Below are 24,531 nucleotides of genomic sequence, written 5' to 3'. Positions count from 1 at the left end.
AGCCAATTTGACAAAATCGGCTAAAAGATCAGTAAAGTTCCAGCCGATTTCAATCAAAGAAAAATCACATGAAGGAATAAAAAATCTCGGCCAGCTTAATTCAAACTGTCCGAGATTTTTAAAATCAATTTTTAGTCGTTCATTTTCTTTTCCACATACTTCGAGAGCCATGTCAGCAATGTGATGATCACTAAGTACATCAGCGCTACGATGCCCCAGACTTTGAAGCCTTCCAGGTTGCGCGCGATGATGATTTTCCCAGTTTGTGTTAATTCCAGGATGCCAATGATCGATAGGATCGACGTATCCTTCAGCGTAATGATGAACTGGTTGATAAATGATGGGACCATGATCTTGATCCCTTGCGGCAAGATAACTTTGCGCATCGCTTTGCCAAACGGCAGACCTAAACTGCGCGCGGCTTCCATTTGCCCAATGTCGACCGAATCTATCCCACCTTTGACAAAGGCCGCGGTATATGCTCCTTCATTAAGCATCAATGTGATCGTCCCAGCGACGAAAGCGGGGATCTTTGTTCCTGTCAAACTAGGTATCCCGTTGTAAATGAACAAAGCCAGTACCAGTAACGGCAGACCACGGAAAATATAGATCACCGTTGTGGATAGTCCGCGTGCAAATTTGTTAGGCAAAACACCCAACAAGCCAAAAATTACTCCAAAAACCGTTGCCGCAATGATCCCAACGATCGTCAGATAAAGCGTTTGTCCAAGTCCCTTTAACAAAACAGAATAGTTTTCTTTGATCAGACCGCTAAATGTGTGATCATTTGTCTTTTTCTTCTGTGAGTTTACTGTTTTGGTACTGAGATAACGGTCAGTGATTTTTTTATATTGACCATTTTTCTTAAGCACCTGCAAACCGTGATTGAATTTCTGAATTAATTCAGGATTTTGCCCCTTCATGACCGCAAATCCATAATAGCCGCTTTCTGCAGGTTTAGTCACGATCTTAAGTTTAGTCCCTGTTTTGATAGCATACTTCATAACAGGGTCGTCTTCGAAGGTCGCAACTGAATTACCATTGACCACGTCGTTATACATATTGTCTGAATCATCAAAAGTTACAGTCTTAAAGCCGTATTTTTTCTGTTGTGATTGTGCATAATCGGCAGCCGCTGTCCCAGTTTTTAGGGCTACACGCTTGCCTTTCAAGTCGCTTAAACCTTTGATCTTGCTATCTTGGGCCACTGCCATCACGACACCAGTTTTGTAATATGGATCAGAAAAATCAAATTTAGACTTACGTTCAGGCGTGATCGACATTCCTGCGATCACACCGTCGATTTGGTTTGATTGCAGTGATTGGACTGCGGCGTTAAAGCCCAGTTCCTTGATATTGACCTTGAAGCCTTCTTCTTTTGCGATGGTCTTCATTAAATCAATATCGATCCCAACGTATTTGTTATCCTTATTAGCAAATTCGAAAGGCGGGTATGTAACATCTGTCCCGATCGTATAAGTTTTTTCCGCGTGTATTTTTGGAGATACTGCGAAAAACAGGATCAGTGAAAACATAGCCACAAGAAATTTGATCATCCTATTTTTTTCATCAGATCTCGCCCCTTTACTTATTTATTTTTAATAATGTTTCTAGAATACCACATTTTAACTAATTAAGGGTAGCTGACCTAACCAAAAAAGCAAATTTATCTATCTATACCAAATGAATAATAAGCACCATGGTTAGTGCTATGCTTGAAGAATTCGTTGCTTGACCAAATGTCATTATGACTCAGGAGTTAGCTCGATGAAACTAAGATAGCTTTTGTTAAACGGCGGCATTTTTTTGGGACACACAATAAATATGCGAAAAAGTGCTTGTAATTTTGTTAGAAAGCGATTAGAATACAGTTGTAGGGAATGAACAGCTCATAATTTATATTTTATAAATTAGATGGTTGTTTCATTAAAAACCACACGAAAAGAGGTCAAGGGCTTGTTAAATTCTCTATCAGATAATGGTCAGACTCGACTATAGTGTGACAGTGCGTTCGATGTTGGTGCGAAATCAGCATTTTTCCGTTCTATGTCCGCTTTACTAGTTGCCTTGTGCAAGTAATTAAGTCTGATCATTATTTTTGTGTCTAAAAAACATTGCTTTGAATGGCAAACCAAGTAAACCTTTTTGACCCGGGTTTTAAATATTCAGTGAATTTTAAATTTCCTTGTGATACTACTAGCTTTGCTCGTTGTTTTAATAATGGGGATGCCGTTTTTGCTGCTCAGAAAAAATTTTACATAATAACACAAAAATAGTGCTGGTGATCAAAGTCACCAACACTATTTTTAAGTGCGCCCGGCATGGGCAGTAACTAGGCGGTGTAAGTCCGCTGTGAGCCGTAGTGGCCGGTATCACGAGTCGAAGACAAGGGTGTCTATCGTGAGGTAGAATCTGAAGGAAGTCCTAGACGAAACATCGAATCGATGAACAAGAAGTGGCTAAAAGGCTGGAAACGGTGGGATGAGATTGCTTAACAAATCGAAGTCCCTGACCACTCGAAACCGTCACAGTAAAGCCAACGGTTTGATGCGAAAGCTACTGCTCTTACCCGGGGAGGTCTGTCATGGTAGTTCTCTCAAGCTGGAAGTTATTTCTGGCAGGAACAGGCTCAATAGTAATGTTGAGTTGTCCATGACAGAAGTCAGCCGAGGCCATAGTAGCCAGTAATGGTGAAGGGCTGAACAACAATAATTTTGATTCATCCTGGAGGTGGAAACAATACGACAATCGCAGAAAACAGAAAATAAAGCTGACTACCTGCGGAGGGTAACCCTGGAAGGGTCAGAGCAAACAGGAGCGCGTAGCGTTGTTTCTGGTGAAAAGAGAACTCAAAATGGCTTATTACGTGAGAAGGTCTTAGACCGGAATAATTTAAATCGGGCCTTTGTCCATGTCAAGCGTAATAAAGGGGCTGGAGGAATTGACGACATGTCCGTTGAGGAACTTGGCCCATACTTGAAAGAGAATAACGTAAAACTAATCGAGGCCTTGCGAACCGAAAGCTATGAACCCCAACCTGTCAAACGAGTTGAGATTCCTAAGCCAGATGGTTCGAAACGTCAGTTAGGAATCCCAACGGTCGTTGACCGTGTGGTTCAACAGGCGTTACAACAGCAACTGTCTCCTATTTTTGAAAAAGTATTCTCAGATAATAGTTATGGTTTTCGACCACACCGCAGTGCACAAAGTGCTGTGAAAAAGGTGGTTGCTTATTATAATCAGGGTTATCACTACGTGGTCGACCTTGATTTAAAGTCCTATTTTGACAATGTGAACCATGATTTACTAATTAAATTTGTTGAAAATTACATTAGTGAGCCATGGGTCTTGCATTTGATTCGTAAGTTCTTGACGAGTGGTGTTATGAATGGTCGATTTTTCGAGAAGTCCGCTAAAGGTACACCGCAAGGTGGCAATATTTCACCATTACTAGCAAATATTTATCTGAACGAGCTGGACAAAGAATTGACCAAAAGAGGACATAAATTTGTACGCTATGCGGATGACTGTAATATCTATGTTAAAAGTAAGCGTGCGGGTGAACGGGTTCTCAAAAGCATCACCCAGTTTTTAGAAAAGGAACTCAAAGTTGAAGTGAATGCAGAAAAGACGCAAGTCGGTTCTCCACTAAGACTGAAGTTTCTAGGTTTTTCGCTGGGTGTGGGACGCAATAGCGCCTACCCGCGTCCTCATCAAAAACCTAAACAGAGAATTAAACAGGAATTGACAAGAATCACCAAGAGAAGCCGAGGCGTCAGCCTTGATAGGATTCTGCATGAAATTAAGCAGAAAATGCAGGGCTGGATCCAATATTATTCCATTGGGAAGATGAAAACCTTTCTCCAACAACTAGACAAATGGTTGCGCTCGCGCATCCGCCAGTATATCTGGAAACAGTGGAAGAATATCGGAACCCGTTATAAAGCATTGATTAAACTAGGCTTGACACCCAAACAGGCGAAAATCTACGTCAATACTCGTAAGGGATACTGGCGCAACGCGCACAGTAAAACACTGTTGATGACCATAACTAATAAAAGACTGGCACAGCGTGGGCTAATAAATCTGTCCAAACTGTACCAGTCTATTCAAGCAAAAGCTTAAGTTGTTGAACCGCCGTATACGGTTCCGTACGTACGGTGGTGTGGGAGGTCGATAGTGTGAACTATCTCCTACCCGATTGGATCTGATATATCTTAAATGTTCTTCAAAATGTCGCTGAATGCTGGTTGTTCCTCGGCTGGCAAATCATAAGTTTTCCGGTAGTTAGCAATCGTATCAGCATCAAAAGTTTCAGGGTCGACTGGAATAAATGACGTATCAAGCGGGTCGATATTTTGGATCTTAGCGTCCAAGACGATCGGTAACTGATTGCCTTTTTTTTGCAAATCATTGATCTGATTCATGGCGTCTTTGAGTTCTGCCAGATTAGTGACAGTAAAGCCGATCGCACCCATATCTTGAGCAACCTTACCCCAGTCAGCACCAACTAAGTCGATCCCATAAGGAGCTTGGTTTGCCTGGATCTTTTCGTGACCAATGTAACCAAAGGACTTGTTTTCTAAAACAACATTGATGACTGGTAAATTATACTTAACTTCAGTCAACAAGTCAGGCATGACCATCGCATAGCCGCCATCACCGGAAATACTCCAAACTTGGCGGTCAGGGAAGCTTAATTTGCCTGCTAGGCCAGCCGGTAAGCCGAAGCCCATTGTGCCATACCATGGGGACATCGCATATTTTTGCTCCTTGTTGAAAGGCAGTTGACGCAGCGACCATTCGGTGTTGTTACCAACATCTAAGCCGAAAATAGCATTGTCTGTGGCATTTTCTTTGATGGCCTGAATAACACCTTCAGCCCGCAGACCATTTTGATCATCAGCAGCTAACTTTTCAAGCCACTGCATCCACAAAGTACGGTCCTTTTGAGCGGCCTTTAAGAAAGCAGTTGGTTGTGCCTGGTAGTCTGTTTGCGCTAATCCTGCCAAGAATTGAGCGGCGTCGCCTAAAACAGTGATGTCTGCATCGTATTGTTTGCCCAGGTCAGCTAAATTGTTATTGACTTGGATGATCGTTTTGTCGGCCGGCATAAAGCGGGCAAATGGATAGTTAGTTCCGACAAATAAGATCAAGTCGCTGGCTTGTGAAACTTCAAAGGCTGGCTTGGTGCCTAACCGTCCGCGCGCACCCATGTAGTTTGCATGATCGCTTGGGAAAACGTTAGCGGCAGGAGCAGTTGTCAAAACAGGCAAGCCGAATTTTTCGGAAACCGCAACTGCGGCTTTTTTGGCACCATAAGCACCTTGACCGAGCCACATTATTGGTCGCTTAGCTTGTTTGATAGCGGCGGCAACTTGCTTAACATCAGCAGCATCAACTGGCAATTTAGTGGTTTGTTTGTTTAATGCAGCAGTTTTTAATTCATGGTAGTCGATTTCTTGGCCTGAAAGGTCATCCGGCAAAATTACGACTGAAACTGATTTAGTGGCGTAAGCTGAGCGAATCGCTTCGTCAACGACCTTAGGGATCTGATCAGCATTGACGACCTGCTTGTGAAACTCAGCTACATCCGCGAAAATTGGATCTTGATTCATTTCCTGGAAGAAGTTGGTATTCATCACGCCGGTAGCCGATTGTCCGACTAAAGCCAAAACTGGTGTGTGATCCATTTTAGCCTCGTATAAGCCGTTTAACATATGAACTGAGCCAGGGCCGGCAGAGCCAAATGCGACGCCAATCGTGCCGGTTAACTTGGCATCGGCAGCGGCAGCAAGTGCGCCGATCTCTTCGTGCCGAACTTGGATGTATTTGATCTGGTCACGTTCTTGATATAATCCATCGACGGTGTTGTTGATCGAATCTGCGGTGATCCCGTAGACGTGATCCACGTCCCATTTTTCTAATACTTTTGCGAGTGCTTGTCCTGCCATCATTGTAGCCATTTCAAAAACTCCCTTTCTCTTTAAACAATTTTTTATCAAAAGTAATACTGAAAATAACCGTTGCTCATCAACGGAACATTTCTTAGTATAACACTTACTTTTTGTAAGTCAATCTTTTTAGACAATTTATTGTGAGAGAAAGAAAGTTGTTAATACTGGTACTTCTAACACATCTTTTTGAAAAACGTTTGAGGTCATAAAATTTTTTTTGAAATTTTTCGCTGTGAAAATTGGAAAACTATCATGCTCCTGGCGTACCTGATCTGGTAAGGTCAAGCTTCAAAAAACTTTTCTGATCAAGTTGCGGAGATATTGAAAAGAAGAGTGAGCATGTTTCAAAATAAACTAGGACTATCAATTGGGTAAGAGCTCTCAAGTCAAAAGGTTGACAGTCCCAAGTCAAAGTAATGTGGATCCGAAAATAAGTGATCAGCCCCATAGCGCCAACTTCACAGTTGAAAAAGTAACTGGGATAAATATCTCCCCAATAAAAAAAGCTGCAGCAAATCAAACTAGATCTCTGCAGCACATTTTTATTAGAAAGGTGGTCTTGCCCTGGTAATTTATTTCAAAACGTCGGAATATTCTTCATGGTGTTTGTCGAAAAACTTAACGGCATAAGGGCAAACATTGATGATCTTATAATCATTTTTGCGAGCATGGTTGGCAACTTCTAACATCAAGTAGCCGCCCAGACCTTTGCCCCGTAAGGAAGGGTCTACAACGGTCGAATCGATCGTATAAGTTTTTTTATCATCATCTGGAGTAAAATCTACTTGAGCATCGACTTTGTCATCTTCGGTATAATGAACAAAACGGTCTTGTCCATCTTTGTAGTTTGATTCAAAAAGAAACTTCATTATAAATGACCTCCTCAGGTTCCTGTTAACGTTATCATACTATCGAATGAGAACTCCACGCAATTAGTTTGTTTGGTGCAGCTCTTTATTTAAGAACTCCTTTAAAATCACAGCTTGATTATGTTGTGTGTCCTTAGCACCATACAGTAAAGTAACGTCGTTTTCATTTAATTTTTGTTTGATAGTTGCGATAAACTCTGGCATGGCAGGATTTTCAGCCAATTCTTTCAAGTAAAGTTCCCTGAATTTGGCAAACTTTTCAGGGTCATGACCGAACCATTTACGTAATTCGGGTGAGGGTGCGATCTCTTTATTCCAGCTATCTAGTTTGGCGTTGATTTTTGAAATCCCCCGCGGCCACATTCTATCAACCAATACGCGGTAGGCTTGATAGTCTTGTTCATGGTCATAGATCCGTTGAATGTACAGCATGAGATCATCTCCTTAATGATTATTATTATTGTAACGCAAGCAAATAGTCTAAAAAAACCAAAAGGCTTCTGCTAAAATATACTATCAATTTGTAAGCAAATATATTGAAGAAAGCACAAAATAGTGTTAAATTTTGAATAGTAAATCGTGAACGACTAAAAACAAAGTGTCGCATGGTGGTTAGAGGCGAACGCTAACGAACGAGCACACTACAATGAGTTTCAGAACATTGGGGTGAGCTGGTAATTTAGGACTGAAACTTTGTTTATAGTCCTTCACGACAATATCTATTAAACTAAAGGTGGTGATGTCGATGTCATCGATCTACGAATTTGAAAAGCAAGAGATCAACGGACAGAAAATTGATTTTGCGGACTTTAAGGGACAGGTTTTATTGTTGGTGAACACCGCCAGCAAATGTGGGTTAGCTCCCCAACTTGAACAAATTGAAGCCTTGTATCAGAAATATCATGAGCAGGGGTTCACTGTAGTGGGTCTGCCTTCCAACCAGTTCAAACAAGAATTGGATTCTGATGAAGAAGCCGAGCAGTATTGTAAGACACACTTTGGAGTAACTTTTCCAATGACGAAGCGCGTGACCGTCAATGGTGAAGATGAAGATCCGCTATATACGTATTTGAAAGAGCAAACTGATGGCACAGATATCGCTTGGAATTATACGAAGTTTTTGATCGATCGTGAAGGTCAAGTGATCGGACGTTATGAGCCAAAAACAACTCCAGATGAATTTAGCGATGATATCAGAGAAGCAGTGCAAAACTCTAAATAATACGTTATCATAGTATTATATGATTTTAGATAGGACACGATATTAGTCGGAACTATCGAGGTTAGGCGGCCAGAAATCAAACAGATGACCGCATAGGAAAAAAATAGGAGGAATTAAATTATGGCAGTAAAAGAAATCACAGATGCAGATTTTGAAGAAGTTACTGGCAAGGGTGTTACTTTGACGGACTTTTGGGCAACATGGTGTGGTCCATGTAAAATGCAATCACCAGTTGTTGAACAATTATCCGATGAAATGTCCGATGTTTCATTCACGAAGATGGACGTTGATCAAAACCCTGAAACAGCAGCTCACTTTGGCATTATGAGTATTCCAACATTGATGGTCAAAAAAGACGGCGAAGTTGTCGATACAGTCGTTGGTTACCATCCTAAGGATCAATTGAAACAAATCTTAGAACAATACACTGACTAAGTTATATAATTAAGGGGCGCGGAAATTATCTGCGTCTTTTATATTGGAGAGGGAGTGCTTCGGATTGGAAAAAACAGCAATTTTTGCGGGTGGATGTTTTTGGTGCATGGTCAAACCGTTTGACGAACAGCCAGGCATCAATAAAGTAGTTTCTGGTTATACAGGTGGACATGTGCCAAATCCCACTTACGAACAGGTTTGCAGCCACACAACTGGGCATACTGAAGCAGTTGAGATCCACTATGACCCAGATGTTGTTTCATATAAGGATCTAGTAGAAGTCTACTGGCGCCAAACGGATCCGACCGACGCGATGGGGCAGTTCCAAGATCGAGGCGACAGCTATCGGCCGGTCATCTTTGTACACAATGATGAAGAGCGCCAGATAGCCGAAGCTTCTAAGAAAGAGTTAGAGGAAAGCGGCCGTTTTTCAGATCCGATCGTGACCCAGATCGAGGATGCTAAGCCATTCTATCCAGCAGAAGATTACCATCAGGATTTCTACAGGAAAAATCCGCTCCGTTACCAAATGGAAGAAATGGGCGGTCGCGAGAAATTTATTAAAAAGCAATGGAAATAAGCGTATCAAAAAAGTCTGAAGAATTCTCCAGACTTTTTGTTTTGCATATTTTTAGGTAAACGTTTGAGCCGTTAGTTTTTGTCTGCTTCTTTTTTAGCACGTCGTTTGCGTAAACGGATCAGAAGAGGAACACTCAGTGTTGTTCCAGCAGCGCTAAGTGCCAAAAAATCAGCCACCAATAGTATTAAAAGTAGGACTCCGCCAACCTTAAAGTGCCAGGCAAGGACACTTAGCCCGAGCAAAACAATGGACAACAGCCAAATCGCACCAACTAGGAAGAAAATTTTTTGTTTTTGTGACGAGTTCAATTTCATTCCCTCTTTTTTAATGATTAAGTTAGAATATAGCGCGCTAAGCTAATAAAAGCAAGCAGAACTCTTTAACGATCCCCCCAAGTATTCCATCCGTTTCCTGCAATTCAAGATCGAACTCCAGATGAGCAGCATGTGGACCTACATCCACGAAAGGAAAGCCCAGACGACAACTCGCTAATTCATCTAGACACGATGAAAACTGATTTATTCTTGGTGAATCAGAGTGGCAATTTGTTTACCTGCATTACGCCAGAAAAGGATCTCATTATTTTTGAAATCTTTTGAAAAAGTTGAAAAATCTGCACGCGGAATAACTGTGCCGATTTCTTCTTTTAGAGAACCAGTGATCACTAAGGATTTATCTTCGCTGCGCCAACGAACATTATAGTAAGGGCCTTCCAAGGCTTCGTCAAGCATCTCTTGAACCCCGCCCTTAACAGTTTCTAGCAGTATATCGTGTTCTGTAGTTTCGGGTTTACCATGGGATTGTAAATAAGCTAATTTTTGAGCAACTTCTCCCATGTCATTTGGAATCATATTAAACATTTTTTTACCTCCCAATTGACTAATAAAGTTTATTATAGCAAATATTTTCTCGATAAAATCAAGCAAGTTTTTCCAACTTAAGCTGTTTTGGCATTAAACTTTGTGTAGTGATCAGTATTGTGCTTCCAAGTTTTAAAAAAATAGGTAGTTCGCTATAGTGATACTAAGATCGATTCCGTTATTTACAATTACATGAGCACTAAGAAAGAAATTGTATTTGCCAAAAAGTTACGTTTCTGAGCAAGATGTTGTCTCAAGCTAACGATGAAAAGCAAAAAAATAGCCGTTTCACACAATGGATGCTGTGAAGCGACTGTTATTATTTATTTAACCGTTAACGACGGTGAAACGTTCTTGGTGATGGCTACTTTCTTGAATCTCTTGAACGATTGCTTTGGCCATTGTACCGCCAGTTGTTTCTGATTTGCCGTTTTTGTCCGTGAGTAATTCTTCTGTACCATACAAGATATTTTCGGCGGCGTCACCAGCTACAAAGGATGAAGCAGGTGAGATGCCGACCCAGTTAACGTTTGTAACATCTTGTAAAAAGTGCAATTCAGCTAACTGGTTGATTGGTGTGTTGATAAATGATTCTGCTCCAGGAACTTTCTTGATATCTTCTACTACCAAATGATTGTCATCACCAGTATGCAAACTTCCTGCACCTAGAATAAAAATAAAGCGTGGACTTTTTTCTTCACGGAACAAGCTGATCAAATGAGCTGTCAGATCTACATGTAAGTATGCTTGTGCTGGATCGGTCGAAAAGGCATCGACTACAACGTCAAAGCCTGCCAAATCTTCCTTTTTTAAAGAAAAGGCGTCCTTTTCGAGGATCTGGATCGAATCCCCCAGTTCCTTCCTTGCCTTAGCGGCGTTGCGTACGATGGCAGTGACATTTAAACCTGCTGTTTGAGCTTCTTTAAAAGCTGCTGAACCGGCCATCCCAGTTGCACCAATGATCCCAACTTTAGTCATTAAAAAACCTCCTTGTATTTATTATGTTGCTTACATTTTATAAGGAAAATTATAAAAATACAAGTGATAAGTTTCTGCTGTTAGTCAGGTTCCACACTGCAGAAGCTTGTGCTTAACTAACTTCACCAACAAGTCGAAAAACACGGCTTATTGATAAAGTTCGTTAATGCTCAGCTTCAAACCGCATTGTTCCACCTTGTTATTTTAGTCAGGTTCCACACTGCAGAAGCTTGTGCTTAACTAACTTCATCAACAAGTCGAAAAACACGGCTTATTGATAAAGTTCGTTAATGCTCAGCTTCAAACCGCATTGTTCCACCTTGTTATTTTAGTCAGGTTCCACACTGCAGAAGCTTGTGCTTAACTAACTTTACCAACAAGTCAAAAAACACGGCTTATTGATAAAGTTCGTTAGTGCTCAGCTTCAAACCGCATTGTTCCACCTTGTAAAAAAGCAATTGTTTTATCACGAAATTGAATCAGTTATAATAGTTGTAAATAGTAATTGAATGTTTGAAAGGAGAGCGCTGATGCAAGAAGAAAATCGCGAGACAAAGGTTAATATCGTTAACCTGATCTGGAGTTTTGACCGGCAAAAAGGTCAGGTGAATTTGCTACTCGTTAAACGAGCGCAAGAACCTGCCAAAAATATGTGGTCGTTGCCTGAAACATTTTTAGGTGAAAATGAAAGTGCTGACCAAGGAGCTTTACGTCTTGTACACGATAAGATCGGCCTGAAATTAGCGGCTTTTCATACTGAACAGTTGGAGACTTTTACTGAACCTCAGCGTTTAAGTGACGGTCAACGTGTCTTATCCTTGGCATATATGACATTCTTGCCAGAAATGCCCCCACTAGATCCTGGTTATGGAGCAATAGCTGCCAAGTGGTTTGCTCTAACAGTCAAAAATCATAAATATTGCTTTTGCAATGGCAGTGAACAGTATCGTGTTGCTCAGACTGAATTTCAAGAAGAGTATTATCATAATTTGACGGACTACGGCAAAACTGCCAGTGGTCAACTTGCTTTTGACCACGATTGGATCATCAAAGTGGCCTGCCAGCGGATCAAAAATAAACTAAATTATCAGCCTAATATTTTATTGATCTTAGGTGACAATTTTACCTTGAGAGAAGCTCGCAGTGTGTATGCTCCATTTTTGAAAACTAAATTAGAGCGTATTGACAACTCTAACTTCAAAAAAACTCATGGTAAGTTGTTTGAGGAAATAGGGACCGCAACAACCAAAAAACGCGGCCGTCCGGCTAATTTGTATTGTCTGAAATAGGCAGTTGCTTGTTTGGGTTGCAATTAAACCATAAGAAGTGTACTCTTGACAAGATAGGTTTGAAGCAAGGCTTTTTTATATTTTATTAAAAGTAATAAGTACTTTTAATTGTTCTAGGAGGAACGAGCAATGATCGAGCAAGGAAACATGGCACTATTGACTGATTTATATGAATATACAATGGCAAATGGTTTTTACCAAGATATGAAGGAACAACGAGGGTCTTTTGACATGTTCTTTCGTAAATTGCCGGATAATGGACGCTTTGTCGTTTTAGCCGGTGTTGAAACTGCACTGAAAGAAATGCAAAATTTCCATTTTGAACAGGAAGATCTTGACTACTTAAAGGGCTTGGGATTATTTTCGCAGGAATTTTTAAATTATCTGCGTGATTTTAAATTTAAATGTAAGGTTTACTCAGTGCCTGAAGGAACGCCAGTCTTTCCGCGCGAACCAGTTGTCACAGTCGAAGGACCATTATTGCAAGCTCAATTATTTGAAACCTTGCTGTTGAATGTGATCAACCATCAAACGTTGATCGCTACTAAGGCACGGAGGATCGTAGCAGCCTCTAAAGGTCGCGCCGTCATGGAATTTGGTGCTCGGCGGGCACAAGGCCCAGCAAGTGCCGTTTATGGTGCTCGGGCTGCAGTGATCGGCGGTTGTACCAGTACTTCCAACCTGCTGGCCGGACAAAAGTTTGGGATCCCAGTTGCAGGAACGATGGCTCACAGTTGGATCGAAGCATTTGATAATGAGCTGGCAGCTTTTGAGGCTTGGGCGAAGATCTACCCGCAAAATTGTTCATTGTTAGTCGATACCTATGATGTTTTGGAATCTGGTGTGCCCCACGCAATCAAAGTATTTGATCAATTAGCAACTAAAGGCTATCAGAAATTCGGGATCCGGATCGACTCCGGTGATATTACTCAATTGTCAACCCAAGCCCGTAAAATGTTAGACAATGCTGGGTATCCTGAAGCAACGATCACGGCTTCCAATGCTTTGGATGAACATATTATCCAATCTTTGGTCAGTGAAGGCGCTGCAATCGATAATTTTGGTGTAGGTGAAAACTTGATCACGAGTGCCAGCTCTCCTGTTTTAAGCGGCGTTTACAAATTAGGGGCTGTTCAAAAAGATGATGGTATTTGGTATCCTAAAGTTAAGGTCAGTGCCAGCTTAGGTAAATTAACGCTTCCTGGTCGTAAACAGATTTATCGTTTGTATGATCCGCGGACAGGCTCTCCATTTGCCGACCTTGTTTCGCTGCGGGATGAAAAGATTGCAGAAAATATTACTGAAATGAAAGTTTTAAGCGCTGATCCAGAAGCGACTAAGAGGTATCGGACCTTGAGAAACATTCAGGTCGTTGAATTGCAAAAAGAAGCCTTGAATGAACAAGGTCAGTTACTGACAGGCGACCCAAGTGTATTTGAAATTCAGAAATATAGTAAAAAGAAGTTGGCAGAGTTGCCGGCATCTAAAAAACGTTTGTTATATCCAGATGAATATCCTGTTTTTATTACAAAAGACTTGTACGAGCAACAACAAGAGTTGATCGAAGATAATAGGATAGAATAAAGGAAAACGTGACCCATCAGTCTAAGACAGGAGGCTGGTGGGTCATTTGAGTCTGGATGGAAAAAATATTCCGGTTTTGAACCTTAAAATAAGTTAGAATAAGGGAAAAGACTCAGGAAAGGAGAATTACCTATGGCTATCAAAATGATCACGACAGATATTGACGGAACTTTGCTGAATAACAATAAACAGATCACAACACATACTAAGGAGATCTTACAAGCAGCAAGACGGCAAGGTGTGTACATAGTATTATGCAGTGGACGGCCGTTGGTGGGTGTTGAGCAATATTTGGCAGAGTTGGGCTTAGATAGTGCGGATGACTACGTTATTACCTTTAACGGTGCTCAAGTTCAACGATCAACTTGTTCTGGACCATTGATCTCAAATTTATTAACTGGTAAAGACTTTCAGGTCTTAGATAAACTAGCTCATGATTTAGGTGTGAGAGGACAAGCAGTGACTCCCGATGGGAATATCTATGTCACAACACCTGATGTTAGCCCAGTATCAGTAATGGATTCGTATTTCACTAAGATGCCGCTGCATGTCAGGCCCAATGCAACATCTGCAGGAATCTCCTGCCTTGCCAAATATATGTGGGCGGATGCACCGCAGATTTTGACTGAAGCGTTAGTGAGTTTGCCAGAGAAAATCAGAGATAAATATTATAGTGTTCATAGTGAAGAGTGGTTCTTTGAATTTATGCATCCTTTGGCCTCGAAGGGGCAAGCAATGGTGGAATTAGCAGCCAAATTAAAAATTAAACCCAGCGAGATAATGGCGGCTGGAGACCAGAATAATGACTTGACGATGATCTCAGCAGCTGGATTAGGGGTCGCAATGGGGAATGCTAATCCACTAGTCAAAAAAGAAGCCCAGGTAGTCACTACAGATAATGAACACGATGGCCTGGCAGTCGCGGTTGAAAAATATGCTTTACAATGACTTCCTGACTGATAAAGCTTATTTTGGACTTATTTTCCTAAAATGAGCTATGATAGAATTAATAGAAATTAGCTAAGCTGGTTTTAAGGGAGCGAAAAAAATGTCAGAGCGTGAGGAGATGCGGGTCCGGACACATAACATTATTAGTTATCTGGACCAAACTTATGGAGATAACTGGGCACAAGATCCAGCGATTGCAAATGATCCCAAATTACAAGAGCATTTGCAATGGATCAAAACTTGTAGATAGAAAGCAAACAGTGTGTTGGAGACTGTTTGTTTTTTTATAACAAGGTGTAGTGAACCGGGTAAAAGTTGAGCACTATCAGACTTTGACAATAAGTCGTGTTTTGCGGCTTGTTGGCGAAGTTGGATAGGCACAGACTTTTGGTTCACGCAACCTGACTAAGAATAACAAGGTGTAGTGAGCCGGGAGAAAGTGAGCACTATTGGAAATTAGATTCTGATCACGCATTTTGCGATGTGGAGCTAATGTCAGATAGGCGGAGTTTTCTGTCTCACGTAACCTGACTAAAATAACAGGGTGGAGCAATGCGGTTATAAGCCGAGCGTTAACAGGCTTTAGCAATAAGTCGTGTTTTGCGACTTGTTGATGAAGTTAGTTAAGCATAAGCTTCTGCAACGTGGAACTGACTAAAAAGCCCCCCGCTGAAAAGAAAGGGGGGGCTTTGGCGGATCTTATTCTGCAGAAACTTCGACGTCAATGTTACCTGCAACTGCTTTGGAGTATGGGCAAACTTTGGCGGTCTCTTCCATATATTTCCGTGTTTCCTGCGGATCAACACCATCAATATGACCTACAAGTCTAACTTTTAAGTTAAAATCGGTTTGGCTAGCGGCATAAAGATCAACATTAGCCGTAACATTCCTGTGTAGGTCACCTTTGCCGGCTTTGGTCAACGTAAAGGACATGGCACTGTTGAAACAAGCTGCAAAACCAGCTGCAAATAACATTTCTGGTGTAGTTGTTCCTTCTTTTTTAGCCATGGAAGTTTTAACTGAAAAACTGCCATCGGGGGCAATGGATTCTCCTTCACGCCCACCAGTATTCACAGAACGAGAAACACCGATTTTTTTCATTGAATCATAATCCAAACTCATTGAAAAGCTCCTTTCTAAAATACCTTTTGTCAGTCATCCGTCAAAAATTAAACTACATACGCCAAAACAATCGCACACGATTTAACAACACTAGAGTAACATTGAAGCGCTATCAGTTCAAATCCTTTGCATTATTTTCCAATAAAAAAGCACGACCAAAGAAATATTCCTTGGTCATGCCTAATGTCGTAATATTTGCTTAAGCTCGAGCCCTGTTGACTTGATGGACAGCATCTTTAATGTTGACAGGATGTCCTGCATTACGCAGATCACCATACTCTGCGGCTGCAGTAAACAAGAGATCTGAAGCCGAATTAACCGCTGTTTCGACAGAATCCTGAATAACTCCGATCACAAAGCCGATACCAACGACTTGCATGGCAATATCATTACTGATGCCAAACAAACTGCAGGCCATCGGGATCAATAACAACGAACCGCCAGCGATGCCGGAAACACCGGTCGAAGCGATCGCTGTTAAGAAACAGAGGATCAGTGCTAGTGGAAATGAAAATTGCATTCCCAGCGTGTGAGTCGTTGCCAGTGTCATGATCGAGATCGTGATCGCAGCTCCGCCAGAGTTAGCGGATCCTCCTAGTGGGATCGAAACACCATAACTTTTTTCGTTTAGACCCAGATCCTGACAAGCTTCTAAGTTGATCGGAATATTGACTGCACTACTTCTCGTAAAGAAAGCGGGGATCCCGGAAACCTTTAGTGTCCAAAAGACCAGTGGAAACGGATTTTGGCGGGTCAAGACCCAAACCATCAAGGAATAGACGACTAGGTAAACAAAAATCATCGTCCCAACTAGTAGCAAGACTAATTGACCATAATGAACAACGCCCCTAGTTCCTGTTTCGACCAGTGCCTTGTGGATCAAACCAATGATACCAAATGGTGCAAATTGGATGATCCAGCCTGCCACATTACCGATCATTTTGGAGAAGTCGCCAACGATGTCGCGAGTCTTCTTGCTGACAGTTTGCAAGGCGATCCCCAATAAGACAGCCCAAAATAAAATTGCCAAGTAGTCACCGTTCATCACGGCATGCACTGGGTTCGAAACGGCTGTGGTTAAAAGATCATGAACGATCGAACCCAAGTCTTTGGGAGCACCGGCAGCATTGGCTGTAGTGGCCTTTGACAGCACAAGTTTGATCGGGAAAAAATAAGATGCAGCCACGGCAGCGACTGCCGATAAGAAAGTGGCACCTAAATATAAAATAATTACTGTTCCAAAATGGTTGTCCGCGCCTTTTTCGTAGCCCGAAATTGCCGCCATGATCACTAAAAACACTAAGAGCGGTGCAATAGCCTTCAAGGCCCCGATGAAGAGATCGCCTAACAAGTCGATCCAGGCCCAGGAAGGAAACATAACTCCTGCAAGAACACCGATCACAATGCCGACAAGTATACGCCCAATCAAGGGGGTCCTTGTGTACTTTTTAAACATATAGTTTCCTCCCATGAATGTGGAAGTAAGAAGTGTCTGCTAAAAATCCGTTAGAGGATACCAGTAAAACACCTGACCAACACATTTTATGTATTTTTATTCTAATATTATTAGAATTTTAAGGGGAAAATGAGTAAATGTCAATATTGATTTTGTGAGCGGTAGGATCTAATACGCTTTATTGCTTGCAAGACCAATGTTTAAGAGTTCGCAAAAAACTTGATATGTGAGCGTGAGACAAGATGAAAAAATCCTTATGAGTTAAAATAAAGGTGACAAGGGTTAAGGGTTGTTGATTACAGATGGATTCTGAATTTATGAAAAGAGGCGCAATGATAACATGGCAAGTTATTTTGAGAACACTTTGACCAATATTGTAGCTCTTTCTGGAAAAAATAGAGTAACTTACAAGGATGAGTTGCGTGCAAGTACGCATATCTATGGTTATGAAAAAGGCGAGGAGATCCCACGGCGTGATCTGGAACATTTTGCGCAGTTAGCGATGGTCTATCGGACAATGCTGCGCGAGGTCCCCGAATTAACACGACTTGTTTCTCGTAATAACGTTACTCTGCGATTCGTTAGAAATTTTAATTTAAAAGACGATGCCATCGTTTATACGGTGATTTTAGGAAATTCTTTGGGATTTTTAGTTGAGAATTCTGACCAAGGTCAAGTTCATGGCTCTTATGGTGTTCTTTACTTTGATGGCCAAAAAGATCAGACAAAAGATGGTGAAAACTGGCAGGAATTTCATGAATCAGTCGGAAAGTTGCTAGTTAATTTGCGAGATAATTTCTATGATGAAAAAGTGACACTATACGACCAGCTGCCATAAGTAAAGGAGAGATTGTGTGTGCAAAAAAATGGTGACTTTTTCGGTTCTTTTGTGGAGGGCCGCGCTGTCAGAAAACGCGTCCAAGAGGTTTTACATGCTGCGCAAGTTGACGGTCGCCTGGAAGATGTTAAAATGCTCAAGGAGGCTGGAGTTACCTTGTATTACGCTATCGTGCGCGATAAGTATGGTTTTCAAATATGTTACAAGGTAGACCTCACAAAAAACGAACTAGTTTAAAAGAATGGCTGCCCGAAATTAGGACGGCTTTTTTATACGTCGGAGTAGAAAGGACGGTAAATTTTTGTTCATAACTTCTATTGTTGCGTAACCGAGCCGCAGTGCACAATAAGAAGTGACTAAGATGTGTGACCGGGCCCCGGCCAACTAGCCAGCAGTATTGAAAAGCAAAACTGGCAAAGATTTATCCTAAAAGTGCTGCATGAACTATTCTTACATTTGGCTGCTGTTGGCCATTTTGCTAAACCTTTTAGTTATTACATGTTTTTTGTCTAGTTTTTATCCCTTGTAAAAAGCTAAAAATTAGCAAGTTTTGTGCGTCAAAATTAAACGATCAACTACTTGACAGATGCCGATAAATGTCTATGATACCATGGTCGAATCGGCTGATTGTGTGTATAATAAAGAATACTGTGGATCTGCAATCAAGTAAAGCGAGATCGATCAATATAATAATTTTACTGAGAGGAACAATGAAATGATCAACGGTGAATTAATTCGTAAAAGAAGAAAAGAACTTAAAATGTCTCAGAACGAATTAGCTGAGGGCATTACCTCACAAGGTATGATCAGCCAGATCGAAACAAGATCGTCAACCCCTTCTGGAGAAACCTTGGAGAAAATTGTGACACGCTTAAACTTAAGCTTTGCCGAAGCTGTCGAAACTGATGAATTTGTTGATGCTGGGGAAATTATCTTAGCTGCGAGTGTTCGTTTGATCCATCAACAATATGAAGCAGGAAGCGAATTTTTAGAGAAGATCAACGATAAGACCTATATCAGACCAGACCAGCAATTATTTTTGGAATTTACTAGAGCCTGGATCGCTGCACACAGCACTGGCGAACGTTCCGACACGATTTTTACTTATAATAAGATCTTACAGGAAGGACAGCAAAAATTAGGTGTTTTGTGGCCATTGGTTGCTAGCGACTTGGGCTATCAGTATTTGTGTGAAGGCCAATTAGAAGCCGCAAGTTACTATACTGATCTTGCAGTAGAAGCTTTTCAAAAGTTTGACTCTGAAAAATATGATTATGCAGCTCTCACAATTTGGACAAACGCTTCCTTTTATTATCTCGAGACTAAACAATATGAGAAAGCAATTCACTTTGCACAGTTAGGTATTGATTATGCCCAGAAGAAACTGATTTCTGGTCCTGTCGATATATTGTACTGTAATCTAGCTTTTGCTTTGGCTGGGAAAATAGGTAAATGGACTAGTGATTCTATTAAAGCATTGTATATGGCATATACATTTTCTGATCATACCAATAATGCAAAAGTGCATCATAAAGTCGTAACTGCTTTAGATGCACAAGTTTTTTCCCTTAACTAATTGAGATTTTTGCAAAATAAATCTCTAATTTGGAAAAAACATGGATTTCTTGTAAAACTAGTTTGGTCAGCTAACAAGGGCTGGCAGGTAAAATAATCTTACGATGATCGAGGTATTTTTAATGAGTCAATTTACAATTTTTGTCAGTGGAGGAATAATTTTTACACTGCTTTGTCTGGGTTTACTGGGTGTAAGCCTCCATCAAAATAAGTTTAGGTTATTGAATGGAGCACTTTGTAATATGGCACTGCTGGTTAGCGGTGTGACTATGATCATTGTGATCGAAACGTCTAATATTAAGTGGCTCAATTCCCTGTTGGTTTGGACCCTAGTGATCATCTCGATCCCACTGTTGCTCTTATACACGCTATAAGGTGTGCTATTGTTGTGGAATGCCTTTACGGTCTGGCGTAAAGAAAGCCACACGCTGGGAAACATGTTGACCTTAGGCCTAGGGATCATGGTGATCGTTGTTCTGCCATTGATGCGGGCAATTGACCAAGATTTATTTTCCAAAAACTCAGTGACTTTGTACAATGCTTTTGTCGTACCAGTCATTTTTTATTTGATTTTTTGGTTTTTAGCGTTTATTACGTCTTTTTTGATCACACGTCTCTATCGCCCGCACTATGATCAGGATTATATTATCGTTTTAGGAGCAGGGCTGTTGGATGAAGATTAGGTTTCACCTTTGTTGGCTTCCAGGATCCAGCGGGCGTTGGATTTCGCCGCTGCTCAAGAGAAAAAGACGGGTCAGTATCCGTGGTTGATTTTTTCTGGCGGTCAGGGCGGCGATGAAACGATCCCTGAGGGTGTTGCAATGAAGCAATATGCCTTAGCTCATGGGGTTCATCCTGACAAATGTTTGGCGGAAAAAAAGTCGCAGAACACTTATGAGAATATGGCATTTTCCAAGAAAATACTAACCAGAAAACAGATCGATTTAAACAAGGGGTTGTTTTCAACCAGTGATTACCATACCTTTCGTGCCGCAGGTTATGCACGTTATGTGGGTTTGCATATCGATGGTATTGGTGCGAAAACAAGTAACTTTTTCATTCCGAACGCTTTTTTACGTGAATATATCGCGTTGATGGCAAACCACAAAAAGGCTCACCTTATTGCCATACTCCTGATTTTATTGGTGTCAGCAGTTAATTTTTTGGTAGGTAATGGCCTGCAACTATTTTAAGAAAATTCGCAGAGTGGTTATATTTAAATTTTTTTATTCAGATGTTAACAAACCAGGAAATGGTTGTTACAATATATTTTGTAACCAATAACCTCCCTATAATTATTGATTACGTTAAAAAAAGGTTCTTTATCAAGTGGTACTGATGAAATGAATTATTAAAAATAATAAGCAATTGGTCTACTTGGTCAAGCTGCTTGTTCCTGAATGGAATGAGCAGCTTTTTTAAGTGCGCCCGGCATGGGCAGTAACTAGGCGGTGTAAGTCCGCTGTGAGCCGTAGTGGCCGGTATCACGAGTCGAAGACAAGGGTGTCTATCGTGAGGTAGAATCTGAAGGAAGTCCTAGACGAAACATCGAATCGATGAACAAGAAGTGGCTAAAAGGCTGGAAACGGTGGGATGAGATTGCTTAACAAATCGAAGTCCCTGACCACTCGAAACCGTCACAGTAAAGCCAACGGTTTGATGCGAAAGCTACTGCTCTTACCCGGGGAGGTCTGTCATGGTAGTTCTCTCAAGCTGGAAGTTATTTCTGGCAGGAACAGGCTCAATAGTAATGTTGAGTTGTCCATGACAGAAGTCAGCCGAGGCCATAGTAGCCAGTAATGGTGAAGGGCTGAACAACAATAATTTTGATTCATCCTGGAGGTGGAAACAATACGACAATCGCAGAAAACAGAAAATAAAGCTGACTACCTGCGGAGGGTAACCCTGGAAGGGTCAGAGCAAACAGGAGCGCGTAGCGTTGTTTCTGGTGAAAAGAGAACTCAAAATGGCTTATTACGTGAGAAGGTCTTAGACCGGAATAATTTAAATCGGGCCTTTGTCCATGTCAAGCGTAATAAAGGGGCTGGAGGAATTGACGGCATGTCCGTTGAGGAACTTGGCCCATACTTGAAAGAGAATAACGTAAAACTAATCGAGGCCTTGCGAACCGAAAGCTATGAACCCCAACCTGTCAAACGAGTTGAGATTCCTAAGCCAGATGGTTCGAAACGTCAGTTAGGAATCCCAACGGTCGTTGACCGTGTGGTTCAACAGGCGTTACAACAGCAACTGTCTCCTATTTTTGAAAAAGTATTCTCAGATAATAGTTATGGTTTTCGCCCACACCGCAGTGCACAAAGTGCTGTGAAAAAGGTGGTTGCTTATTATAATCAGGGTTATCACTACGTGGTCGACCTTGATTTAAAGTCCTATTTTGACAATGTGAACCATGATTTACTAATTAAATTTGTTGAAAATTACATTAGTGAGCCATGGGTCTTGCATTTGATTCGTAAGTTCTTGACGAGTGGTGTTATGAATGGTCGATTTTTCGAGAAGTCCGCTAAAGGTACACCGCAAGGTGGCAATATTTCACCATTACTAGCAAATATTTATCTGAACGAGCTGGACAAAGAATTGACCAAAAGAGGACATAAATTTGTACGCTATGCGGATGACTGTAATATCTATGTTAAAAGTAAGCGTGCGGGTGAACGGGTTCTCAAAAGCATCACCCAGTTTTTAGAAAAGGAACTCAAAGTTGAAGTGAATGCAGAAAAGACGCAAGTCGGTTCTCCACTAAGACTGAAGTTTCTAGGTTTTTCTCTGGGTGTGGGACGCAATAGCGCCTACCCGCGTCCTCATCAAAAACCTAAACAGAGAATTAAACAGGAATTGACAAGAATCACCAAGAGAAGCCGAGGCGTCAGCCTTGATAGGATTCTGCATGAAATTAAGCAGAAAATGCAGGGCTGGATCCAATATTATTCCATTGGGAAGATGAAAACCTTTCTCCAACAACTAGACAAATGGTTGCGCTCGCGCATCCGCCAGTATATCTGGAAACAGTGGAAGAATATCGGAACCCGTTATAAAGCATTGATTAAACTAGGCTTGACACCCAAACAGGCGAAAATCTACGTCAATACTCGTAAGGGATACTGGCGCAACGCGCACAGTAAAACACTGTTGATGACCATAACTAATAAAAGACTGGCACAGCGTGGGCTAATAAATCTGTCCAAACTGTACCAGTCTATTCAAGCAAAAGCTTAAGTTGTTGAACCGCCGTATACGGTTCCGTACGTACGGTGGTGTGGGAGGTCGATAGTGTGAACTATCTCCTACCCGATTGTGACTATGAAAATTCAAACTGACATAACTATTCTTTAATTCGATGAGAAGACGTAAACGGAAGTTTTCAAAGTTCCGGAAACCGTAAGCAGTCTTTTTAATGGCTTTGATCTTGTTGTTTGTTCCTTCCACGGGTCCATTAGAAAAGGTCGTCTGAAAGCTGTTCTTGATTTCTTGTAGATGTTTACGCAAGGTACGATTAGTTTTTTTGATGGGCTCAGGCATGCCTGCAGCTGAACGTGTTAGACTTTCTAAGAGCCTTGGATCTCGCTGATGGACAGCTTGTAAAAGTGTTTGATAATAAACGTAAGCTTGTCGCAAAGCGGAGGACATGTTTAATAAACGCTCCACAATATCCTGTTCACATAACTGCATATTACGAAAGTTTCTGCTTTTACGATAGGTTTTAAAATCAAGTTTGGTCGAGTCTTTAGTTAACGATTTCCAATAATGTTTCAAAGCACGTGCGTTGTGCGAACCCTGTCCCGCCTGTTTCATGGTTTGTGTCCGAACTAAGTTTAAGGCCCGATAAGCTTGGGTTACGACATGGAAGCGGTCGGCAATGATCAGCGCTTGCGGAAAGATCTCATGGATCAAGGATCGATAAGGCGAGTACAGATCAACTGTGACCGTTTGGACTGCCCAGCGAGCTTGACGGTCATATTGTAAAAAGTAACTTCGTAAGTATGTATTATGCCGAGAACGCACGATATCTAACGTGCGGCGTGTCGCAATGTCCATGACAATGATACTCATGCCGCTACTAGAAAAGTTGCCCGCTTTAAAGTCGTCAAAAGCGATATTTTGCGGTAAGAAATGATGATTGGGCCTTAAGTAAGTTGAGAGCTCTTGCGCAAAGCGCATCACTGTCATTCCAGAGATCCCAAAATCAGCGGCAATATCTTTTTGTGAGATATTCTGGTCTAATTTAGAAATAGCCTGATATTTAACGGCTTGTGAGATTTGGTCGTTAGCCTTGACGTCCTTGATCTCCGCAAGTTTTGTAATAGTTTTAGGGCAGGCAGCTGAAGCCGGGCAGAGATATTTTTGTTTGCGGATCGAAAAAACATTTGTGATCCCACCCGAAGGCAAACCGAGCATCTCAACGGTTTTAAAACCGTTGTAGCGCATTTTTTGACCACAAACTGGGCAAGCACAAGGATAAGATTGCCGCAAATGGATCTTGCGGACTTTTTTATGCTGGTAAAATCCTGCAGCTATCACTTTATTCTTATATTTTGGATCAAATTCCAGGTGTGAGTCTTTAATTCCCAATAGATCCAGTGTACAATTCTTCATGTAGGACATTCCTTTCAGTGTAGGGATTATTTCTTTGAGATGAAGTGTGTCTCCATCTCTATTTTTTTATCATAAAACAAAATTGGTACTGAGAGAAGATTTTTCTATCAGTACCAAATATTATAGAACCTAAAAAAACAGCAAAATGCTTTAGCTCTCAGGTCGGAAACAGACTTGGGGGTTTTTTGCGCACATAAAAAAACA

At 41.3% G+C, this 24,531-nt stretch carries 24 protein-coding genes and 1 pseudogene; 15 read left to right on the top strand and 10 right to left on the bottom strand.

The annotated features are described in order from the left end of the window. Positions 1 to 131: 131 nt before the first annotated feature. Positions 132 to 1,535: an amino acid ABC transporter substrate-binding protein/permease gene (locus BQ5903_RS10495; protein ID WP_382385129.1), complete on the bottom strand. Its 1,404-nt coding sequence runs from the start codon at positions 1,533 to 1,535 to the stop codon at positions 132 to 134. A gap of 1,204 nt (positions 1,536 to 2,739) precedes the next feature. Here BQ5903_RS10495 and ltrA (BQ5903_RS10490) point away from each other — a divergent pair. After that, complete coding sequence (gene ltrA, locus BQ5903_RS10490) at positions 2,740 to 4,125, top strand: group II intron reverse transcriptase/maturase (RefSeq protein ID WP_079579652.1); 1,386 nt, start codon at positions 2,740 to 2,742, stop codon at positions 4,123 to 4,125. A gap of 92 nt (positions 4,126 to 4,217) precedes the next feature. Here the strand turns inward: ltrA (BQ5903_RS10490) and BQ5903_RS10485 are convergent, their stop codons facing one another. The 3 genes from BQ5903_RS10485 to BQ5903_RS10475 form a co-directional block, all read right to left on the bottom strand. Next, positions 4,218 to 5,966: a thiamine pyrophosphate-dependent enzyme gene (locus tag BQ5903_RS10485; protein ID WP_010497544.1), complete on the bottom strand. Its 1,749-nt coding sequence runs from the start codon at positions 5,964 to 5,966 to the stop codon at positions 4,218 to 4,220. 563 nt (positions 5,967 to 6,529) lie between these two features. After that, positions 6,530 to 6,826, bottom strand: coding sequence for a GNAT family N-acetyltransferase (locus tag BQ5903_RS10480; RefSeq protein ID WP_079579501.1), 297 nt, complete (start codon positions 6,824 to 6,826; stop codon positions 6,530 to 6,532). 63 nt (positions 6,827 to 6,889) lie between these two features. Beyond that, a complete protein-coding gene (locus BQ5903_RS10475) occupies positions 6,890 to 7,258 on the bottom strand; it encodes a DUF488 domain-containing protein (protein ID WP_079579500.1) in 369 nt (122 codons plus the stop codon). A gap of 313 nt (positions 7,259 to 7,571) precedes the next feature. Here BQ5903_RS10475 and BQ5903_RS10470 point away from each other — a divergent pair, with 313 nt between their 5' ends. The 3 genes from BQ5903_RS10470 (at position 7,572) to msrA (ending at position 9,063) form a co-directional block, all read left to right on the top strand. After that, positions 7,572 to 8,048, top strand: a complete 477-nt coding sequence (locus tag BQ5903_RS10470) for a glutathione peroxidase (protein ID WP_056971298.1) — start codon at positions 7,572 to 7,574, stop codon at positions 8,046 to 8,048. 120 nt (positions 8,049 to 8,168) lie between these two features. Next, positions 8,169 to 8,483, top strand: coding sequence for a thioredoxin (gene trxA, locus BQ5903_RS10465; RefSeq protein ID WP_010497537.1), 315 nt, complete (start codon positions 8,169 to 8,171; stop codon positions 8,481 to 8,483). A gap of 64 nt (positions 8,484 to 8,547) precedes the next feature. Further along, entirely contained in the window at positions 8,548 to 9,063 is a 516-nt protein-coding gene (gene msrA / locus BQ5903_RS10460; RefSeq protein ID WP_010497536.1) for a peptide-methionine (S)-S-oxide reductase MsrA, read from the top strand. 71 nt (positions 9,064 to 9,134) lie between these two features. Here msrA and BQ5903_RS10455 read toward each other — a convergent pair whose 3' ends face one another. The 3 genes from BQ5903_RS10455 to BQ5903_RS10445 all read right to left on the bottom strand — a co-directional run bounded on the left by BQ5903_RS10455 (position 9,135) and on the right by BQ5903_RS10445 (position 10,901). Further along, positions 9,135 to 9,377, bottom strand: coding sequence for a hypothetical protein (locus BQ5903_RS10455; RefSeq protein WP_231920856.1), 243 nt, complete (start codon positions 9,375 to 9,377; stop codon positions 9,135 to 9,137). A 204-nt stretch (positions 9,378 to 9,581) separates the two neighbouring features. Beyond that, entirely contained in the window at positions 9,582 to 9,923 is a 342-nt protein-coding gene (locus BQ5903_RS10450; protein ID WP_079579499.1) for a hypothetical protein, read from the bottom strand. A 327-nt stretch (positions 9,924 to 10,250) separates the two neighbouring features. After that, positions 10,251 to 10,901 carry an NAD(P)-dependent oxidoreductase gene (locus BQ5903_RS10445; RefSeq protein WP_010497529.1) on the bottom strand — a complete coding sequence of 217 codons (651 nt, stop codon included), beginning with the start codon at positions 10,899 to 10,901 and terminating at the stop codon, positions 10,251 to 10,253. A 530-nt stretch (positions 10,902 to 11,431) separates the two neighbouring features. Here BQ5903_RS10445 and BQ5903_RS10440 point away from each other — a divergent pair. The 4 genes from BQ5903_RS10440 (at position 11,432) to BQ5903_RS10425 (ending at position 14,972) form a co-directional block, all read left to right on the top strand. After that, positions 11,432 to 12,190 (top strand): NUDIX hydrolase, encoded by a 759-nt coding sequence (locus BQ5903_RS10440; RefSeq protein ID WP_010497521.1) that lies wholly within the window; start codon positions 11,432 to 11,434, stop codon positions 12,188 to 12,190. Positions 12,191 to 12,319: 129 nt separating this feature from the next. Next, the gene (locus BQ5903_RS10435; protein WP_079579498.1) at positions 12,320 to 13,774 is read left to right on the top strand and encodes a nicotinate phosphoribosyltransferase; all 1,455 of its coding nucleotides are present in this window, start codon (positions 12,320 to 12,322) and stop codon (positions 13,772 to 13,774) included. Between the two features lie 132 nt (positions 13,775 to 13,906). Continuing rightward, positions 13,907 to 14,722, top strand: coding sequence for a Cof-type HAD-IIB family hydrolase (locus tag BQ5903_RS10430; RefSeq protein WP_010497517.1), 816 nt, complete (start codon positions 13,907 to 13,909; stop codon positions 14,720 to 14,722). A 100-nt stretch (positions 14,723 to 14,822) separates the two neighbouring features. After that, the gene (locus BQ5903_RS10425; RefSeq protein WP_154022037.1) at positions 14,823 to 14,972 is read left to right on the top strand and encodes a hypothetical protein; all 150 of its coding nucleotides are present in this window, start codon (positions 14,823 to 14,825) and stop codon (positions 14,970 to 14,972) included. A gap of 449 nt (positions 14,973 to 15,421) precedes the next feature. Here BQ5903_RS10425 and BQ5903_RS10420 read toward each other — a convergent pair whose 3' ends face one another. Together BQ5903_RS10420 and sstT are read right to left on the bottom strand one after the other, a co-directional pair. Then, the gene (locus tag BQ5903_RS10420; RefSeq protein ID WP_010497514.1) at positions 15,422 to 15,844 is read right to left on the bottom strand and encodes an Ohr family peroxiredoxin; all 423 of its coding nucleotides are present in this window, start codon (positions 15,842 to 15,844) and stop codon (positions 15,422 to 15,424) included. 199 nt (positions 15,845 to 16,043) lie between these two features. After that, the gene (gene sstT, locus BQ5903_RS10415) at positions 16,044 to 17,300 is read right to left on the bottom strand and encodes a serine/threonine transporter SstT (RefSeq protein WP_079579497.1); all 1,257 of its coding nucleotides are present in this window, start codon (positions 17,298 to 17,300) and stop codon (positions 16,044 to 16,046) included. 340 nt (positions 17,301 to 17,640) lie between these two features. On the opposite strand from sstT, the gene BQ5903_RS10410 reads away from it, so the two are divergent. The 7 genes from BQ5903_RS10410 (at position 17,641) to ltrA (BQ5903_RS10390) (ending at position 22,950) form a co-directional block, all read left to right on the top strand. Beyond that, positions 17,641 to 18,138, top strand: a complete 498-nt coding sequence (locus tag BQ5903_RS10410; protein ID WP_056972403.1) for a hypothetical protein — start codon at positions 17,641 to 17,643, stop codon at positions 18,136 to 18,138. A gap of 18 nt (positions 18,139 to 18,156) precedes the next feature. Continuing rightward, a complete protein-coding gene (locus BQ5903_RS10405; RefSeq protein WP_010497508.1) occupies positions 18,157 to 18,375 on the top strand; it encodes a hypothetical protein in 219 nt (72 codons plus the stop codon). A gap of 478 nt (positions 18,376 to 18,853) precedes the next feature. Then, entirely contained in the window at positions 18,854 to 19,714 is an 861-nt protein-coding gene (locus BQ5903_RS10400) for a helix-turn-helix domain-containing protein (RefSeq protein ID WP_079579496.1), read from the top strand. 241 nt (positions 19,715 to 19,955) lie between these two features. Next, positions 19,956 to 20,087, top strand: a complete 132-nt coding sequence (locus BQ5903_RS12470) for a hypothetical protein (protein WP_268869422.1) — start codon at positions 19,956 to 19,958, stop codon at positions 20,085 to 20,087. Positions 20,088 to 20,096: 9 nt separating this feature from the next. Then, positions 20,097 to 20,396 carry a hypothetical protein gene (locus BQ5903_RS12320; RefSeq protein WP_231920855.1) on the top strand — a complete coding sequence of 100 codons (300 nt, stop codon included), beginning with the start codon at positions 20,097 to 20,099 and terminating at the stop codon, positions 20,394 to 20,396. Positions 20,397 to 20,405: 9 nt separating this feature from the next. Next, complete coding sequence (locus BQ5903_RS12315) at positions 20,406 to 20,906, top strand: YdcF family protein (RefSeq protein WP_331199992.1); 501 nt, start codon at positions 20,406 to 20,408, stop codon at positions 20,904 to 20,906. Between the two features lie 658 nt (positions 20,907 to 21,564). After that, entirely contained in the window at positions 21,565 to 22,950 is a 1,386-nt protein-coding gene (ltrA, locus tag BQ5903_RS10390) for a group II intron reverse transcriptase/maturase (RefSeq protein ID WP_079579635.1), read from the top strand. Between the two features lie 78 nt (positions 22,951 to 23,028). Here the strand turns inward: ltrA (BQ5903_RS10390) and BQ5903_RS10385 are convergent. Continuing rightward, positions 23,029 to 24,327: pseudogene (locus BQ5903_RS10385) on the bottom strand (ISL3 family transposase); the annotation flags it as partial. Positions 24,328 to 24,531 lie beyond the last annotated feature (204 nt).

Origin of the sequence: Ligilactobacillus acidipiscis (genome assembly GCF_900116935.1) — a bacterium.
GTDB lineage: Bacteria > Bacillota > Bacilli > Lactobacillales > Lactobacillaceae > Ligilactobacillus > Ligilactobacillus acidipiscis.
Note: the sequence above shows the minus strand (reverse complement) of the source record. Positions and strands in the feature narration are given on the sequence as shown.

Excerpts from the sequence above, each read along its gene's own strand:
- BQ5903_RS10495 (WP_382385129.1), bottom strand. The coding sequence starts at position 1,535 with ATGTTTTCACTGATCCTGTTTTTCGCAGTATCTCCAAAAATACACGCG.
- BQ5903_RS10485 (WP_010497544.1), bottom strand. The coding sequence starts at position 5,966 with ATGGCTACAATGATGGCAGGACAAGCACTCGCAAAAGTATTAGAAAAA.
- BQ5903_RS10480 (WP_079579501.1), bottom strand. The coding sequence starts at position 6,826 with ATGAAGTTTCTTTTTGAATCAAACTACAAAGATGGACAAGACCGTTTT.
- BQ5903_RS10475 (WP_079579500.1), bottom strand. The coding sequence starts at position 7,258 with ATGCTGTACATTCAACGGATCTATGACCATGAACAAGACTATCAAGCC.
- BQ5903_RS10470 (WP_056971298.1), top strand. The coding sequence starts at position 7,572 with ATGTCATCGATCTACGAATTTGAAAAGCAAGAGATCAACGGACAGAAA.
- trxA (WP_010497537.1), top strand. The coding sequence starts at position 8,169 with ATGGCAGTAAAAGAAATCACAGATGCAGATTTTGAAGAAGTTACTGGC.
- BQ5903_RS10455 (WP_231920856.1), bottom strand. The coding sequence starts at position 9,377 with ATGAAATTGAACTCGTCACAAAAACAAAAAATTTTCTTCCTAGTTGGT.
- BQ5903_RS10450 (WP_079579499.1), bottom strand. The coding sequence starts at position 9,923 with ATGTTTAATATGATTCCAAATGACATGGGAGAAGTTGCTCAAAAATTA.
- BQ5903_RS10445 (WP_010497529.1), bottom strand. The coding sequence starts at position 10,901 with ATGACTAAAGTTGGGATCATTGGTGCAACTGGGATGGCCGGTTCAGCA.
- BQ5903_RS10440 (WP_010497521.1), top strand. The coding sequence starts at position 11,432 with ATGCAAGAAGAAAATCGCGAGACAAAGGTTAATATCGTTAACCTGATC.
- BQ5903_RS10435 (WP_079579498.1), top strand. The coding sequence starts at position 12,320 with ATGATCGAGCAAGGAAACATGGCACTATTGACTGATTTATATGAATAT.
- BQ5903_RS10430 (WP_010497517.1), top strand. The coding sequence starts at position 13,907 with ATGGCTATCAAAATGATCACGACAGATATTGACGGAACTTTGCTGAAT.
- BQ5903_RS10425 (WP_154022037.1), top strand. The coding sequence starts at position 14,823 with ATGTCAGAGCGTGAGGAGATGCGGGTCCGGACACATAACATTATTAGT.
- BQ5903_RS10420 (WP_010497514.1), bottom strand. The coding sequence starts at position 15,844 with ATGAGTTTGGATTATGATTCAATGAAAAAAATCGGTGTTTCTCGTTCT.
- sstT (WP_079579497.1), bottom strand. The coding sequence starts at position 17,300 with ATGTTTAAAAAGTACACAAGGACCCCCTTGATTGGGCGTATACTTGTC.
- BQ5903_RS10410 (WP_056972403.1), top strand. The coding sequence starts at position 17,641 with ATGGCAAGTTATTTTGAGAACACTTTGACCAATATTGTAGCTCTTTCT.
- BQ5903_RS10400 (WP_079579496.1), top strand. The coding sequence starts at position 18,854 with ATGATCAACGGTGAATTAATTCGTAAAAGAAGAAAAGAACTTAAAATG.
- BQ5903_RS12470 (WP_268869422.1), top strand. The coding sequence starts at position 19,956 with ATGGCACTGCTGGTTAGCGGTGTGACTATGATCATTGTGATCGAAACG.